The sequence below is a fragment of the Burkholderia sp. MS389 genome (assembly GCF_016899425.1).
Taxonomy (GTDB): domain Bacteria; phylum Pseudomonadota; class Gammaproteobacteria; order Burkholderiales; family Burkholderiaceae; genus Burkholderia; species Burkholderia sola.
Window position 1 is genome coordinate 1026686 of the sequence record NZ_CP045996.1, and the last position, 16359, is coordinate 1043044.

Annotated in this window: 11 protein-coding genes and 1 pseudogene; 7 read left to right on the forward strand and 5 right to left on the reverse strand. The window is 70.1% G+C overall.

Annotated elements, in window-relative coordinates; genetic code table 11:
* Positions 1-90: 90 nt before the first annotated feature.
* The 6 genes from GJG85_RS34280 to GJG85_RS34305 all read left to right on the forward strand — a co-directional run bounded on the left by GJG85_RS34280 (position 91) and on the right by GJG85_RS34305 (position 7746).
* Positions 91-1377, forward strand: coding sequence for a cytochrome c (locus GJG85_RS34280; RefSeq protein ID WP_204384615.1), 1287 nt, complete (start codon positions 91-93; stop codon positions 1375-1377).
* Entirely contained in the window at positions 1374-1874 is a 501-nt protein-coding gene (locus GJG85_RS34285; RefSeq protein ID WP_050014128.1) for a (2Fe-2S)-binding protein, read from the forward strand. The genes GJG85_RS34280 and GJG85_RS34285 overlap by 4 nt, the downstream gene beginning before the upstream one ends.
* A complete protein-coding gene (locus GJG85_RS34290) occupies positions 1874-4135 on the forward strand; it encodes a molybdopterin cofactor-binding domain-containing protein (protein ID WP_124557085.1) in 2262 nt (753 codons plus the stop codon). The genes GJG85_RS34285 and GJG85_RS34290 overlap by 1 nt, the downstream gene beginning before the upstream one ends.
* 103 nt (positions 4136-4238) lie before the next feature.
* The gene (locus GJG85_RS34295) at positions 4239-5156 is read left to right on the forward strand and encodes a LysR family transcriptional regulator (RefSeq protein ID WP_050014126.1); all 918 of its coding nucleotides are present in this window, start codon (positions 4239-4241) and stop codon (positions 5154-5156) included.
* 181 nt (positions 5157-5337) lie between these two features.
* Positions 5338-6555: an MFS transporter gene (locus tag GJG85_RS34300; RefSeq protein ID WP_204384617.1), complete on the forward strand. Its 1218-nt coding sequence runs from the start codon at positions 5338-5340 to the stop codon at positions 6553-6555.
* A gap of 78 nt (positions 6556-6633) precedes the next feature.
* On the forward strand, positions 6634-7746 hold the full coding sequence (locus tag GJG85_RS34305) for an alkene reductase (protein ID WP_124639746.1): 1113 nt from the start codon (positions 6634-6636) through the stop codon (positions 7744-7746).
* Between the two features lie 94 nt (positions 7747-7840).
* On the opposite strand, the gene GJG85_RS34310 is transcribed toward GJG85_RS34305, so the two are convergent.
* From GJG85_RS34310 to GJG85_RS34320, 3 genes are all read right to left on the reverse strand, one after another.
* The gene (locus tag GJG85_RS34310) at positions 7841-8515 is read right to left on the reverse strand and encodes a hypothetical protein (protein WP_050014123.1); all 675 of its coding nucleotides are present in this window, start codon (positions 8513-8515) and stop codon (positions 7841-7843) included.
* An 81-nt stretch (positions 8516-8596) separates the two neighbouring features.
* Positions 8597-10495: an amidohydrolase gene (locus GJG85_RS34315; RefSeq protein WP_050014175.1), complete on the reverse strand. Its 1899-nt coding sequence runs from the start codon at positions 10493-10495 to the stop codon at positions 8597-8599.
* Positions 10496-10618: 123 nt separating this feature from the next.
* Positions 10619-13564 (reverse strand): winged helix-turn-helix domain-containing protein, encoded by a 2946-nt coding sequence (locus GJG85_RS34320; RefSeq protein WP_176016167.1) that lies wholly within the window; start codon positions 13562-13564, stop codon positions 10619-10621.
* Positions 13565-13965: 401 nt separating this feature from the next.
* Here GJG85_RS34320 and GJG85_RS34325 point away from each other — a divergent pair, with 401 nt between their 5' ends.
* Entirely contained in the window at positions 13966-14886 is a 921-nt protein-coding gene (locus tag GJG85_RS34325) for an AraC family transcriptional regulator (protein WP_050014121.1), read from the forward strand.
* A 48-nt stretch (positions 14887-14934) separates the two neighbouring features.
* Here GJG85_RS34325 and GJG85_RS35165 read toward each other — a convergent pair.
* Positions 14935-15108: pseudogene (locus tag GJG85_RS35165) on the reverse strand (hypothetical protein); the annotation flags it as partial.
* A 156-nt stretch (positions 15109-15264) separates the two neighbouring features.
* Positions 15265-16254, reverse strand: coding sequence for an alpha/beta hydrolase fold domain-containing protein (locus GJG85_RS34335; protein ID WP_239469021.1), 990 nt, complete (start codon positions 16252-16254; stop codon positions 15265-15267).
* Positions 16255-16359: the final 105 nt, after the last annotated feature.

The following is a 16359-nucleotide window of genomic DNA, read 5'->3' on the forward strand; positions in this document are numbered from 1 at the left end:
AGCCACGCGTTCGCGGCCCGGCCAGCCGACGCACGACGCCCCGGGGGCGCCGCGCACGACGTGCGGCGCACCGCTTCGCGCGGAGCGCACATGAAGCACAAACGACTCTGGTTCGGCGCGGCCGGCATCGCGATCGCGGGCATCGCGGTCGCGATCGGCATCATGGTGCGGCCGTCGATCGCGCCGATCGATCCGCCCGCCCCTGCTTCGTTCGATCCGCAACTGGTGCGCGCCGGCGCGCGGGTCGTCGCGCTCGGCGACTGCATCGTGTGCCACACCGCGAAGGACGGCAAGCCGTTCGCGGGCGGCTTGCCGCTCGCGACGCCGTTCGGCACGATCTACGCGACCAACATCACGCCGGACGCCGAAACGGGCATCGGGCGCTGGTCGCGCGACGCCTTCGCCCGTGCGTTGCGCACCGGCATCGGCCGCAACGGCCAGCCGCTCTACCCGGCGTTTCCGTACATTCATTTCACGCGGATGTCGGACGACGACATCGCCGCCGCATACGCGTACCTGATGACGCGTGAGCCGGTACATGCGACGGCGCCCGCCAACGACCTGATCTTTCCGCTGAACTTCCGGCCGCTGGTCGCGTTCTGGAACGTGCTGTTCCTGCGCGAAGGCGCGTATCAACCCGACCCCGCGCAGTCCGCGCAATGGAACCGCGGCAGGATGCTCGTCGACGGGCTCGGTCACTGCGCATCGTGCCATTCGCCGCTGAACGCGATCGGCGGCGAGCAGCGCGGCCGTGCATTCGACGGCGGCATCGTCGACGGCTGGGAAGCGCCGCCGCTCAATGCGCTCGGCCAGGCCGCGCGCCCCTGGACACAGGCGCAGCTCGTCACCTACCTGCGCACCGGCCGCGCGAGCGAGCACGGCGCGGCGGCCGGGCCGATGCTGCCGGTCACGCGCGACCTCGCGACGGTGCCGGTGGAGGACGTCGACGCGATCGCCGCGTACATCCTGTCGATCCAGAAGCCGGCGACCGCGCGTGCGGCCGCGGCAACGGCCGCGGGCGAACACACCGCGACGACGCCGGCCGCGCAGCGCGGCGCGACGCTGTTCCAGGCATCGTGCGCGCAGTGCCACGGGCCGGCCGCGCCGATGCAGTCGATCGGCGAGCGGCCGACGCTCGCGTTCAGCACGGCGGTCAACGCCGATACGCCGCGCAACGCGATCCAGATGATGTTCAACGGCATCGGCTGGCACGGCGAGGACACGCTCAACTACATGCCGTCGTTCATCGACCAGTACGACGACGCGCAGATCGCCGATCTCGCCGCGTACGTGCGCGAGACCTATACCGATCGTCCCACGTGGGCGGGCGTCGACGCGATGGCCGCGAAGCTCAGAAAAGAGGACACCGCACGATGATTACCCTCACCGTCAACGGCGTGCGGCACACGCTGGACATCGATCCGTCCACGCCGCTGCTGTACGCGCTGCGCAACGACCTGCACCTGCACGGCGCGAAGTTCGGCTGCGGCCTCGGCCAATGCGGCGCCTGCACCGTGATCGTCGACGGCAAGCCGACCTTCTCGTGCCTGATGCCGGTGGCCGCGGTCGGTTCGCGCAGCGTGCGCACCATCGAGAGCCTCGGCACCGCCGAGCATCCGGGCCCGCTGCAACGCGCGTTCATCGAGCACCAGGCCGCGCAGTGCGGCTACTGCATCGCCGGGATGATCATGCGCGCGCAGGCGCTGCTCGAACGCAATCCGAAGCCGACCGAACAGGAACTGCGTACGCACATGGAACCGAACCTGTGCCGCTGCGGCACGCACATGCGGATTCTCGCGGCGGTGCGCTCGGTCGCAGGGCTGCCGGCCCCCGAACCGGCTTCCGCTCCCGTCACGATCAGCAAGGGGCTGTGATGAATTCCCACGACGACATCGACGAAGGCCGCCGGCACTTCATCGTCTCCGGCGCGCTGTTCGTCGCGTTCACGCTCGCGCCCGCGTCGCGCGCGGCCGCGCAGCTGGTGATCGCCGACGAAGGCGCGGCCGTGCACGTGGCGAAGGCCACGCAGGCGCTCGCCGGCAGCCTGAAGACCAATCCGCTGCTCGATGCATGGGTCAAGATCGCGCCCGACGGCAAGGTCACCGTGTACACCGGCAAGGTCGAGCTCGGCACCGGCGTGCGCACCGCGCTGCTGCAGGTGGCCGCCGAGGAACTCGACATGAAGCCGTCGCTGATCACGTTCCTGACCGCCGACACCGGCGCGTCGCCGGACGAAGGCTTGACCGCCGGCAGCCATACGATGGCCGACAGCGGCTCCGCGCTGCTGAACGCGACCGCGCAGGTGCGCGCGCTGCTGGTCGAAGGCGCGGCGAAACGCTTCGGCGTCGATCCGCGCGTGCTGACGACCGCCGATGCGGTGATCACGGCGCCCGACGGCCGCACGATGACCTACGGCGACGCGATCCGCACGGTCGACCTGCACCGCAACGCGACGCCCACGTCGCCGCTGAAGAGCCCGGCGACATTCGCGGTGATCGGCACGTCGCTGCCGCGCGTCGACATCCCGAACAAGGTCACGGGCGGCGTCAGCTACGTGCAGGACATGCAGCTGCCCGGCATGCTGCACGCGCGCGTCGTGATGCCGCCGGTGTACGACGCGAAGCTGCTGTCGTTCGACGAAGCCGCGATCCTGAAGCTGCCGGGCGTCGTGCGGATCGTGCGCAACGGCAGCATGCTCGCGGTGGTCGCGCAGGGCGAGTGGCAGGCGGTGGTCGCGCAGCGCGCGCTCGCCGCCGGCTGCCAGTGGTCGCCGGGCCGCAAGCTGCCCGAGCGCAGCACCGTGCACGCGGACCTGAAGCGGATCTCGACGCAGCGCATCGAGATCGCGAACACGCACGCGGCCACCGCGCCGGCCGCGAAGACGCTGAACGCGACGTTCCTGAAGAACTACCTGTTGCACGGGTCGATCGGGCCGTCGTGCTCGGTCGCGCATCTCGAGAACGGGATGATGACGGTGTGGACCCACTCGCAGGGCGTCTATCCGCTGCGCGACGCGCTCGCGGAGATGCTGTCGATGCCGAAGGCGAACATTCGCTGCATTCACACCGAAGGCTCCGGCTGCTACGGCCACAACGCGGCGGACGACGTGGCCGCACATGCGGCGCTGATCGCCGCCGCGATGCCGGGCAAGCCGATTCGCGTGCAATGGATGCGCGAACAGGAACACACGTGGGATCACTTCACGCCCGCGATGGTGACCGAGGTCAGCGCATCGCTCGACGCGAGCGGCCGCATCGTCGACTGGAACTATGCGCTGTGGAGCAGCTCGCACAACGAGCGGATCGTCAACGCGGGCCGGCTGCTGCCCGCGCGCATGCTCGAGCCGCCGTTCGTGCCCGCGCCGTCGACGCCGATGCTTCAACCGGAGGGCGGCGGCGACCGCAACGCGATCCCGCTGTACGCGCTGCCGAACCAGCACATCGTCAACCACTTCTCGCCGACGATGCCGCTGCAGACGTCCGCGATGCGTTCGCTCGGCGCGCACACGAACGTCTGGGCGATCGAAAGCTTCATGGACGAGCTCGCGCACGCGGCCGGCGTCGATCCGGTCGAATTCCGGCTGCGCCACATGGAAGACCATCGCGCGCGGCAGGTGATCCAGCTCGCCGCGAAGCACTTCGGCTGGCCGCGGCCGCCGCGCGCGCGCAACCGCGGCGTCGGCTTCGCGTTCGGCAAGTACAAGAACCTGATGGCCTACGTCGCGATCGCGGTCGAGGTGTCGGTCGTGCCGGAAACCGGCCAGGTGACGCTCGAACACGCGGAAGCCGCCGTCGACGCGGGCCAGATCGTGTCGCCGGACGGCATCCGCAACCAGATCGAGGGCGGCATCGTGCAGGCCGCGAGCTGGACGCTGTACGAGGCGCTGAAGTACGACACGGAACGGATTCGCAGCTTCGACTGGAGCAGCTACCCGATCCTGCGCTTCTCGGCCGCGCCGCAGAACGTGAAGGTCCATCTGGTCAATCGCCCCGGCGCGCCGTTTCTCGGCGCGGCCGAGGCGTCGATGGGGCCGACCGCCGGCGCGCTGGCCAACGCGATCTTCGACGCGACCGGCCAGCGCCTGCGCGAAATGCCGTTTGCCGGCGACGCGCTGAGAAAGCGCATCGACGCGTAGCGGTCGGTCGCATTCGCTGCGCGACACGCCCTATCCGATACACGACAAGACGGCGCCGGCACGCACCGGCGCCGCATGCCGACAGGCGGGAGAACTTCCGACGATGGATACCTTGCTTTCGATGCGCGTGTTCACGCGCATCGTCGAAACCGGCAGCTTCACGCGCGCGTCGGACACGACCGGCCTCACCACGCCGCGCGTGTCCGCGCTGCTGAGCGCACTCGAGCAGCATCTCGGCTGCCGGCTGCTGAACCGCACCACGCGCCGCATCTCGCTGACCGAGGACGGCCAGGCGTATTACGAACGCGCCGTCGCGGTGCTGCGCGAGATCGACGACATGGAGGCGTCGGTGTCGCAGGCCCGCAACGTGCCGCGCGGCCGGCTGAAAGTGAACCTGCCGCCCGCGATGGCGAAGCAGGTCGTCGTGCCCGCGCTGCCGGCGTTTCTCGACGCCCATCCGGACATCATGATCGAACTCGGCGTGACCGACCGGCAGATCGACCTCGTCGGCGAAGGGGTCGACTGCGTGGTGCGCATCGGCGCGCTCGACGATTCGGGGATGATCGCGCGGCGGATCGGCAGCCTGACCACCTGCACGTGCGGCTCGCCCGCGTATTTCGCGCGGTGCGGCGAGCCGGAGACCGTCGACGATCTCGCGCAGCACGTGGCGGTCAGTCACATCTCGGCCGACACCGGGCGACCGCGCCCGTGGGATTACGTCGTCGACGGCGAGCCGCGCATCGTGCAGATGTGCGGCACGGTGGCCGTCAACGACGCGGACAACTACATCGAGTGCGGCGTCGCCGGCATCGGCCTGATCAAGACATCGCTGTACCTCGTCGAGCCTTACCTGAAATCGGGCCGGCTTCGCGAGGTGCTGACCGATTTCAACGCGCCGGCCAGGCCGATTTCGGTGCTGTACCCGCCCAATCGCCACATCCCGGTCAAGCTGAAGGTGTTCGTCGACTGGCTCGCGGGCCTGTTCGAGCAGATTCCGACACTGCAGGGCAAACGCGGCTGACCCCACCGGGCGCGGCACTTTTGCGTGCCGCGCAACGCTCGATTGCGCGGCGTCTCGCTTCCGGTTTTATCGATTGATCAATAGTATGGACGGCAATGCGGTGCACCGTAGCGCGGCCGAGCGAACCCGATGCCGGCGCGACGCTTCGGTGTCCGGCCTTTCCCTTTTCCAGGAGTCGATCATGTCAACGGATTCAACACCGCTCGCGCCGCCCGCGCACGGCGTCAAACTCACGCAGGGGCTGATCCTGCTGTTCGCGTTCAGCTGCGGCGCGATCGTCGCGAACCTGTATTACGCACAGCCGATCACCGAGCTCATCGCGCCGAGCCTGCACATGTCCGGCAACACGGCGAGCCTGATCGTGTCGCTGACGCAGATCGGCTACGCGCTCGGGCTGTTCTTCATCGTGCCGCTCGGCGACCTGCTCGAAAACCGCAAGCTGATGATCGTGACGGCCATCGTGTCGATCGCGAGCCTCGCGGCGGCCGCGTTCGTGCGCACGCCCGGGCTCTTCCTCGCGATTTCGCTGCTGATCGGGTTCAGCTCGGTGGCCGTGCAGATCCTCGTGCCGCTCGCCGCGCACCTCGCGCCCGACCATTCGCGCGGCCGCGTCGTCGGCACGATCATGAGCGGGCTGCTGCTCGGCATCCTGCTCGCGCGGCCGCTGTCGAGCGTCGTCGCCGACGCGTTCGGCTGGCGCTTCGTGTTCGCGGCCGCGGCCGTGCTGATGACGCTCGTCACGGCCGTGCTCGCGCTGACGATTCCGTCGCGCCAGCCCGATCATCGCGCAACCTATTTCGAACTGATCGGCTCGCTGCTGCACCTCGTTCGCACGATGCCGGTGCTGCGTCACCGCGCGTTCTACCAGGGCCTGATGTTCGCGTCGTTCAGCCTGTTCTGGACCGCCGTGCCCGTCGAGCTGACGCGTCACTACGGGTTGTCGCAATCGGCGATCGGCCTGTTCGCGCTGGTCGGCGCGATCGGCGCGACGTCGGCGCCGGTGGCCGGACGCCTCGCGGATGCCGGCCATACGGTGCGCGCGACGCTGATCGCGCTGGTTGCCGGCGCGCTCGCGTATGCGGTCGGGGTCGTGCACGGCGCCGGCCTGTACGGGCTCGTCGTCACCGGCATCGTGCTCGACTTCGCGGTGCAGATGAACATGGTGCTCGGCCAGCGCGAGATCTACGCGCTGCATGCGGCGAGCCGCAACCGGCTCAATGCGCTGTACATGACGAGCATCTTCGTCGGCGGCGCCATCGGCTCCGCGCTCGCGAGCCCGCTGTACGAACACGGCGGCTGGCCGCTCGTCGCCGCGGTGGCCGGCGCGTTCCCGATCGTCGCGCTCGGCCACTACCTGCTCGTCGGGCGGCCGCACGCGCAACGTCACGCCGCGGGTTGATCCATCGTCACCCATCGAATCGATCCGTTCGCGGGGCGCAAAGCCGCCCCGCTCCCCGTCGAACCACAGGAGTCCATCATGTCTTCCCTGCTCAGTGCCTACGATCTGCGCGGCCTCGCGCTGCCGAACCGCGTCGTGATGGGGCCGATGACGCGCTCGCGCGCGCCGTCCCGCGGCCTGCCCACCGAACTGATGGCCGAGTACTACGCGCAGCGCGCGTCGGCCGGCCTGATCGTGACCGAGGCCACCAACGTCAGCCCGGCGTCCGCCGCATTCGAGCTGACGCCCGGTCTCGTCGACGATGCGCAAGCCGCCGCGTGGAAAACCGTCACCGACGCCGTCCATGCGAACGGCGGCCGCATCTTCGCGCAGCTGTGGCACGGCGGCCGCGTCAGTTCGCTGACGCTGCTCGGCGGCGCCGCGCCGCTGTCGCCGTCCGGCGTGAACGACGACCTCGAACAGTTGCAGGTGTGGGCGCAGTTGCAGAACGGCTACTACACGAAGATTCATGCGACGCCGTCGCGCGCGATGACGACCGATGAAGTCGTCGCGGCCGTCGACGAATTCCGGCAGGCCGCCGCGCACGCGATGGCCGCGGGCTTCGACGGCGTCGAGATCCATGCGGCCAACGGCTATCTGCCGCACCAGTTCCTGTCGTCGACGCTGAACCGCCGCGACGATCGCTACGGCGGTTCGGTCGCGAACCGCGCGCGCTTTCTCGAGGAAATCGTCGACGCGGTCGGCGGCGTGATGCCGCTGAACCGCGTCGGCGTGCGCATCTCGCCGTACGCGAAATACAACAACGTGCGCGACGCCGATCCGGACGCGACGCTCGCGTACGTCGGCCGGATGCTCGACGCGGCGGGCGTCGCGTACCTGCACGCGGCCGACACCAACGGCTGGAGCGGCGAGCCCGATCTGCCGCGCATCGTCGAGCACGCGCGCCGGTCGTTCCATGGCACGCTGATCGTCAACGGCGGCATTTCGCCGGACGCGGCGAACGCGCTGATCGACGCGGGCGACGCCGATCTCGTCGCGTTTGCGCGCGCGTATATCGCGAACCCGGATCTCGTCGAGCGCATCGCGGCCCGCGCACCGCTCGCGGAGCCGAAGGCCGCCGGCTGGTACGGCGGCGACCGCGCCGGCTACGTCGACTATGCGCGGTACGATGCGGCGCCGTCGCACGCGTGACCCGCACATGCGGCGCGCCACGTGCGGCATCCCGCGCGCGGCCGCGCGCCGCAGCCGGTCGAGCGTGCGGCTGCCGCACGCTCGACCGGGGCCGTCACATGTCGTTCCACCGCGCGCCCAGCACGCGGCCGCAGAAATTCGGCCGATGAAAATCCGGATCCGCGCGTTCGAGCACGTCGGCGCTCCACGTGCCGAAGGTCGACTGCGGCCGGTGCGCGACGCCGCGCGCGACCAGGTCGAGAAACGCTTCGGGGAAATCGCCAGCGCGCGGATACGCGGCAAGGAGCGCGTCGCGCTCGTGGGCCATGTACGCGTCGAAGTCGGTCGCCATCAGGTCCGTCGACACCGCGCACGCCAATGCGCGCGCGAGCGGCGACGCGCGGACGGCCACGCCCGGCGTCGTATGCAGCGCGATCGCGTGCCACACGTCGTCGCGCATGCGCCGCGACCGGCGATGCCGCAGCAGCAACGCGTGCGCGGCATCCGCGCCGTCGAGCTCGTAGCGTTCGGTCGAACGGCCGTACGCCGGGCTCAGCCCCATGTTGGCGTACATCGCGGCGACATACAGTGCATCGGCATCGCACGCGTCGCCCGCACGCCGCGCGGCGAGCGATGCGAACACGAACACGCGCGCCGCGTGATCGACGAGCGCGGCGGGCAACGACGCGCGGGCCGCGTCGGCTGCCTCGACCGCAACGGGCGTGCGCGGAATGCGAACGCCGGCCACTTCGTCGCCGGTGGCCGATGCGCGCGGGTGCGCAGCATTCATCCTGTCTCCTTCATGCCCCGCGCACGGGGCGGAAAATCGTTCAATGCACGGCGGCGTGCGTCGCGCACCGGCACGCGCCGCTCAAAACGCGACGCAGCAGCGGCCGAAGGCTTCGCAGCGTTCGGCGGCCGCGCTTGCGGTCGGATAGCGCGACCGCGCGAAGCGGCGTCCGTGACCGCGCGCGCGGCACGCATCGATGCCGGGCGCCGCGCATGCGTCGCCCGCCGCCGACGCGTGCGGCGCGTCGCGGCCGCCGGCGCCCGCCGCATCGGCGACGCCGCCTGCGGCGACCGGCGACCATACGGGGCTGACGGGCGGCGGCGGCGGCGCCAGCGGCGAGAATTCCTGCTCCGCGTGCACGACCTTGCCGTCGACGACCGTCAGCACCGACGACAACGTCGGGATACGCCGCGCGTCGACCGTGAAGTAGTCGTCGCTCAGCACCGCGAAGTCGGCGTATCGGCCGGGCACCAGCGCGCCCTTGCGATGCTCGTCCGCGGAGAACCACGCGCTGCCGACCGTGTAGCGGCGCAGCGCCTCCATCCGGCCGAGCCGGTTGCGCGCCGGATACAGCGCGGTGCCGCCCACGCTGCGCCCCGACACCATCCAGTACAGTGCGACGAACGGGTTGTAGCTCGCCGCGCCCGTCGCGCCCGAACCGGCGCCGACCGGCAGCCCGGCCGCGAGCATCGCGCGGATCGGCGGCGCGCGCGTGGCCGCCGCCGCCCCATGGCGCGCGATGAACGCTTCGCCCTGGAACGCCATGCGCGGCTGCACGGTGATGCCGCCGCCGAGCGCCGCGACGCGCGCGATATTGGCATCCGAAATCGTCTCGCAGCGGTCGAAGCTCCAGCGCAGCCCGTCGAACGGCGTGTCGCGATCGATCGCTTCGAATACGTCGAGGAAGCGGCCGATCGATTCGTCGTAGGTCGCATGCAGCCGGAACGGCCAGCGGTGACGCACCAGCAGCCGGACGATCGCCGCCAGCTCCGCGTCGACCGACGCGGGCAGGTCGACGCGCGGTTCGAGAAAATTCCCGAGATCGACGGCCGAGCACAGCAGCCGCTCGCCCGCGCCGCTCGTGCGCAGGAATGCGTCGCCGCGGTCGGGTGCCGTCAGCGCGATCCATGTCGCGAAGTCGTCGAGCTCGCGGCCCGCGTGCCGCGCGCCCAGCGCATACGCGATGCGCGTCGTCAATTCGCCGCGCCGCGCGAGCGTCGCGACCGCCGCATAGTCGTCCGGATACGCGAGACCGTCGCCGCCGGCGTCGATCGCGCTCGTCACGCCGACGCGGTTCAGCGCGCGCATGAACTGCCGCGTCGAGTTGACGCGGTCGTCCGCATCGAGCATCGGCGCGCGGGCGAGCGCCGCGCCGAGCACCGCCGGGTCCGGGCGCGCGAGCAGCAGCCCGGTCGGCCGCCCATGGCGGTCGCGCCGCAACTCGCCGCCGGGCGGATCGGGCGTGTCGCGCCCGTAGCCGAGCGCGCGCAGCGCGGCCGCATTCAGCCACGCGCTGTCGGCCAGATGCTGGATGAACACCGGCGTGTCGGGTGCGATCGCGTTGAGCTCGGCCGCCGTCGGGCCGCGCTTTTCCACGAACTGCAGCGCGGTCCAGCCGCCCGCCACGCGCGCCCAGTGCGGCGCGGGCGTGCGGCGGACCTGACGGCCGAGCAGCTCGAGCGCGTCGGCGAGCGACGGTACGCCGTCCCAGCGCACCTCGAGGTTGAAGTTCATGCCGCCGCGGATCGCCTGCAGGTGCGCGTCGATCAGGCCCGGAATCACGGTACGGCCGTTCAGATCGATTCGGGTCGTGTCGTCGTGCGCATGGCGCAGCACGTCGCGATCGTCGCCGGTCGCGACGATGGTCCCGTCCTTCACGGCGAGCGCGCGGACGAACGAGCGCTGTTCGTCCTGGGTCGCGATCTTGCCGTTGAACACGACGAGGTCCGCCGAACGCGCGGGTTCCGTCGCTCTAAGCACCGTCGGGTCTCCCGTGCGCGCCCGCGCGCGACACCGCACGACACGCGCGGCTTCCCGCGGCGCGCGCGTCGGCACGCATGCTGCGATCGCGCGGCCGCACTGCCGTACCGGATTCGCGCATCGTCATGCCGCCTGCTGCGCCGCGTCGGCGGCATCGCGTCGTGCATGCGTCAGGCACGGCGCGGGCGGCGCATCCGGACGGACGAAGTTCTGCACGCGCAGCAAGCGGCGCACGTCGTGGGCGCGCGAATGCGGATCGAAGTGCCGCGCGACTCCGGCGACGAGCGCCGACGCCTGCGCGGTGTGGCCGCGCTCGATCAGGTGATCGGCGAGATCGAGCGAACCGCGCAGCGCCCACATCGCGGCGCCCTGCGCGTTCGCGGTCTGGATCGCCATCTGCAGATGACGATGTCCGTCCGCCTCGTACGCGACGGCGAGATCCGCGCCGACGGTGCGCGCCTGCTCGAGCATCGCGACGCCTCTCACGCGCAGCAGTTCGGGGACGAACAGGTGCTCGCCGTGCGCGCGGCAGCGCGCGAGCGTCGCATCGAGCCGGGTGCATGCTTCATCCGCGCGGCCGGTCCGCACGAGGCCTTCCGCGTACGCGACGGTCAACGGCGCGAGCACGCGCCGGAAGCCGCTCGCCTCGACGCGCCGCAGCGCCGGTTCGAGGCGCGCGAGCCCGGCGCCGGGATGGCCGGCCTGGACGTCGAACTGACCGGTCAGGCATTCGGCGTGACTGCGCCAGATGTCGAAACCGTGCGCGTCGGCGGTCGCGCGCAGCGTCGCGAGATAGTCGGAGCTGATGTCGTGATCGCCGTAGCGCAGCGCGATCGGCACGGCGGCCGCGCCGAGCACGATGCACAACGCGAGCGGCGACGGGCCGCGGCGCGCATGCTCGACCGCTTGCGCGGCGACGCGCATCGCGTGCTCCGGCTCGCCTTGCATCCACAGCAGACGGATCAGCATCGTGCGGCCCAGCGTCGCCATGTCGACGCCCAGCGCGGCCTGCGCGCACGGCGATTCGCCCACGTCGGCGAGCTCGGCCGTCGCCGCTTCCAGCCGCTCGCGCGCCTGCGCATGCTCGCCGAAGTAATGCAACGACGTCGCGACCATCGTGTTCGCCAGCAACCGCTGCGACCGGTCGCCGCGCCGCTCGGCCGCGCGCTCGAAGCGCGTCGCGTAGCGCAGCGATTCGTGAATGTCCGACAGCGTCAGCATCGTGTTCCACAGCCCGACCAGCGCGCGCGCGTCGAACGCATCGTCGCCGATGTGCGCGGCGAGACCGAGCGTGCGGTCCCACATCGCGGCGGCGGCCAGCGCGTCGCCGTCCGTATGCAGCAGCGCCGACGCGCAGGCCGCCCGCAGCCGCATCTCGCGCGCGGCGTCGACCGGGTCTGCCGCGCCCGTGTCGAGTTCGTCGAGCACCTCTCTCGCGCGCGCCGTGCATGCGCGCATTCGCGACGGCTCCAGCAGCGCGCGCGCCAGCCGGTCGGGCTCGGGCACGGCTGCGGCCTCGGCGGCGTCCGCCGGTTCGTCTACCGCTTCGTCCATCGGTTCGTCCACGGCCAGCGCGCGCGCATCGGCAGGCGGCACGTCGGCGGGCGTCACGGGCGCGACGAGCCGCACGGGCGCGCGCTCGCGCTCGTACGCCGCATGGCGCGCGACGATGCGCTCGAACTCGCCTTCGTTGTGCAGCTTTTCGAGCGCGTACGCGCGCGTCGATTCGGTCAGCCGGTAGCGCGCATACGCACCATGAAACTCGACGGTCACCAGCGATTTCGCCACCAGTTCGCCGAGCACCGCGATCATGTCCGCGGCCGACGTGCCGGGCTCGGTGGCGACCGCGTACGCGGCATCGAACGAAAACGGCCCGATGAAGCACCCCATCCGGCGAAACAGCGCGCGCGCGGGCCGATCGAGCAGCACGTAGCTCCAGTCGAACGTCGCGCGCAGCGTCTGATGACGCGGCAGCGCCGAGCGCAGCCCGCCCGTCAGCAGGTTCAGCCGGTCGTCGAGACGCGACGCGACGACCGCGAGCCCGAGCGTCGCCACGCGCGCCGCGGCCAGTTCGATCGCGAGCGGCAGCCCGTCGAGGCGCCGGCAGATGTCGCCGATCAGCCGCACGCCGGCTTCGTCGACCCTGCAATCCGGCGCGGCCGCGCGCACGCGTTCGAGGAACAGCTCGACGGCCGAGCAGCGGACGATTTCGTCGGCGGACGCGTTGCCGTCCGGCACCACGAGCGGGCTCATGCGCAGCACCGCCTCGGCCGAGATGTGCAGCGGCTCGCGGCTCGTCACGAGCACGCGCAGCGAGCCGGCGCTCGACGTCAGCGTTTCGACGAGGCTCGCCACCAGATCGACGATGTGCTCCGCGTTGTCGAGCACGAGCAGGCAGCGCGACGTCGCGAACGCGTCGCCGATGCGGTCGATGGCGGGCACGCCGGGCGTGTCGAGGCCGAGCTCGGCGGCGAGCGCGATCAGCATGTCGTCGCGCGTCGACGCGCGCGCCAGTTCGACGAACAGCACGCGCTCGCGCGAGCGGCTGCGCACGCCGTGCGCGACGCGCACGGCCAGACTCGTCTTGCCGATGCCGCCCGCGCCGACGAGCGTGACGACCGGCGTGCGTTCGAGCATGTCGACGATCTGCGCGAGTTCGGCGTCGCGCCCGACGAGCGGCGCGAGCAGCGACGACGCGGGCGCATCGGGTACATCGGGCGTATCGGGCGAGGCGACGACGGCCGGCGCGTCGACCACGGGTACGAGGTCCGGGCCGGACGACGCGCTCGCCACCAGCAGGTAGCCGCGCCCGGGCACCGTCTTGATCAGATCGCGGCTCGCGCCGAGCGCCTTGCGCAGCGTCGCCACATGCACCTGAAGCCGGTTTTCCTCGACGATCAGGCCCGGCCAGACCGCGTCCATGATGTCGTCCTTCGACACGACCGAACCGCTCGCGCGGTGCAGGACTTCGAGAATGTCGAGCGCGCGCGCGCCGATGCGCAGCGACGCGCCGTGCTGGCGAATGTCGCGTTGCTCGAAATCCACAGACAAAGTTCCGATCTGGATCATGGCCGCCTCCGGTTCCCTCGGGATGGCTGCCCGATGAACGCGGCAGTTCACCCGGCAGGAAGTCCGCGTCCGGCGCGCCGTTGCACCGGACGGAAAATGTCGAATTCCGGACCGAGTGTAGACGGATGGCCATCGAAAATCTTGAAGGAAAATGCGCTCTGCCCGCGCATTTCGGGCGGGCGCGACCGGCACGATCACTTGCGTGTAAAAGTGGGGCGCTATACTCTGCCGGGCCGCTCGCGCAGGCGTTGAGCCGGGTGGCGCACTCGCCGCGCCCACGCATTGAAAGCAATTTGTCAGGATGGCGAGCGGACGTTTATGCAAATTCATTTTGAACGTTCGCGTGCGCATCTAAACTGGACTCGTCATTTCATGTTCCGAGTCCCTCGCTGGGGAATTCCATGTCAGACTCCGTCATCGCCGCGCCGGTGGCATCGCCTCCGCGGCGGCCGAAAGACACGCTCGGCTGCGTGTCGAGCCTGCTGGCAAAGGATGTCGAGACGGCATCCGGCGGCCTGAGGCTGCACCGCAAATGCATGCGCGAGGCGCACGTCGAACGCATCGAGATGCCGCCGTGCGACCGCGGCTTCCTGGTCGGCGTGTCGCTGAGCGGCGGCCACCGCCGCACGCTCTATGGGCGCGCCGGCGCGAGCGAGCGCCGGTTCCAGCATCACTCGATCTACATTCGCGATTTCTCGCGCCATTTCCACGCGGATCTGTACGGCAACTTCGACTTCGTGCTGGTCGAGCTGCCGCATGCGTATCTCGAACACGTCGGCCCCGAGCACGGCGGCCAATCGATCGGCGGCCTCACGTGCCGCCCCGACGTACGCGACCCGGTGCTCGGCCATCTCGCGCACGCGGTGGCCGACAGCCTCGACGCGGGCGGCCCGCTGAACGCGCTGTTCATCGAGCAGATCGGGCTCGCGATGGGCACGCATCTGCTGCGCCGCTACGGCAGCGCGCGCACGCGCGAGCTCGAGCGCAAGGGCGTGCTGTCTGCCGCGAAGGTGGCGCGCGCCCAGGAGCTGTTGATGGAAAAGGCGGACCTCGGCGTATCGATCGAGGAAGTGGCGAACGAATGCGACCTGTCGCGCGGCTATTTCATCCGCGCGTTCTCGCGCACGACCGGCCGCACGCCGCACCAGTGGCTGCTCGAACAGCGCGTGACGCGCGCACGCGAGCTGATCGAGACGTCCGACATGACGCTGGCCGACATCGCGGTCGCGTGCGGCTTCGCCGACCAGAGCCATCTCAACCGCGTGTTCGCGCGGATCGTCGGCCATCCGCCCGGCGCGTGGCGGCGCGCACGGTCGCGCTGAAGCATATAGGCCTGGCGCTGCTCCCATCGATCCGCCTTCCCGGTAGTTCGCGAATCTGGATGTATGTCCCATGCCGGGATTGAAGCAATTGCACGGATCCAGGTCCATGTAATGCTGCTTCAACGCGGGTTTGGCGACATAGACCGACATTTGCGTGTATGCAGGACCACGTTGCACGAGTGCACCGCCCGAGTTATTGCAGACGCCACCGAATACCGAGGCGAGTCGGTCACGCCTGAATTAGAGGACGTCCCCCAACCGAGGGCAACTTAATCGTTATGATGGACACGCGCTGCTGCTCGACTTCCTGAGGAGAGGGGAAGGTTGAGCTGCGGCGTTCGTCAATGCACTCGACTGACATATCGATCTGTCCCATATTCAGTGTCCGCGTAGCGTCGCGCGGATCGTGCCGCATGCCAATCGCAATGCCGCCTCGGCGGGCGGCGTGTCGGCGAGGCCATCGAGCACCGTGAAATCGTGAATCGTGCCGAGGCAGCGAACCGCGCTGACACGCACCCCGGCGAGCATCAGCTTGCGGGCGTAGGCTTCGCCGTCGTCACGCGCGACATCGTTTTCGGCCGTGACGATCAGCGCGGGCGGCAGGTCTTCGAGATCCGTGTAACTCGCGTTTAGCGGCATTGCGATTGTTTCGCCGAGGTTGTCCGACGGAAAGCGCGTCCGTGCACGCATGCCCGTGGTCTGTGTGGTCAAGCTCGGACCGCCCGCATATCTCGCTGCCGACGCGCCCGCCGTGCTTGCGGAAAGCGTCGGACACAGCATGATCTGAAGCGCGATACGGGGGCCGCGGCGCGCCTTGACGAGCAGCGCGAGGGTGGCGACGAGATGACCGCCCGTGCCTTCGCCCGCGACGATGAGGGCACCTCCGTCGAGATTCAATGCCCGTGCGTGCTCCTGCAGATGAACGAGCGCGGCGAATGCCTGCTCGTTTTGGGTCTGAAAGCACGCAGCGGGCGCGGACGTGTAATCGACCAGTACGACGGCCGCCTCGGCGTCGGTGGCGATCCTGCGCGCCAGCCGGTTGTCGCTTTGGCCACCCGCGAAACTCGCGCCGTCCGGCAGGAAGAGCACGGCGGGCAGCGGAGTGGGCGCCGCCTGCGGCGGCCGCACGATCCGTATCGTGAAGCCCGGATCCGCAGCACCCGCTGTCAGCGCGATTTCTTCGGCGTGTATCGCGTCCGTCGCATCGCCGTTTGCCCATTCGCGCAAACGCTCTGCCGGAACCCCTGCCTCGGCGGCATGGTCGACGAACGATTGCGTTTCCGCATCGAGAACCGGATACGAGTCCGCGGATCTGATCAGGCCCGGTGCGGCGTCTTCGGGCAGACGGGCAGACGTGAAATCGTTCATGGCGCAGTTTCCGATGAGTGAGCTTGCTTGTCGATCCGGCGCCGTTGGCCGTCGACAGATCAAATTTTCATCGGATTCCCGCACGAGCCACAGTTAAGCGTTGCT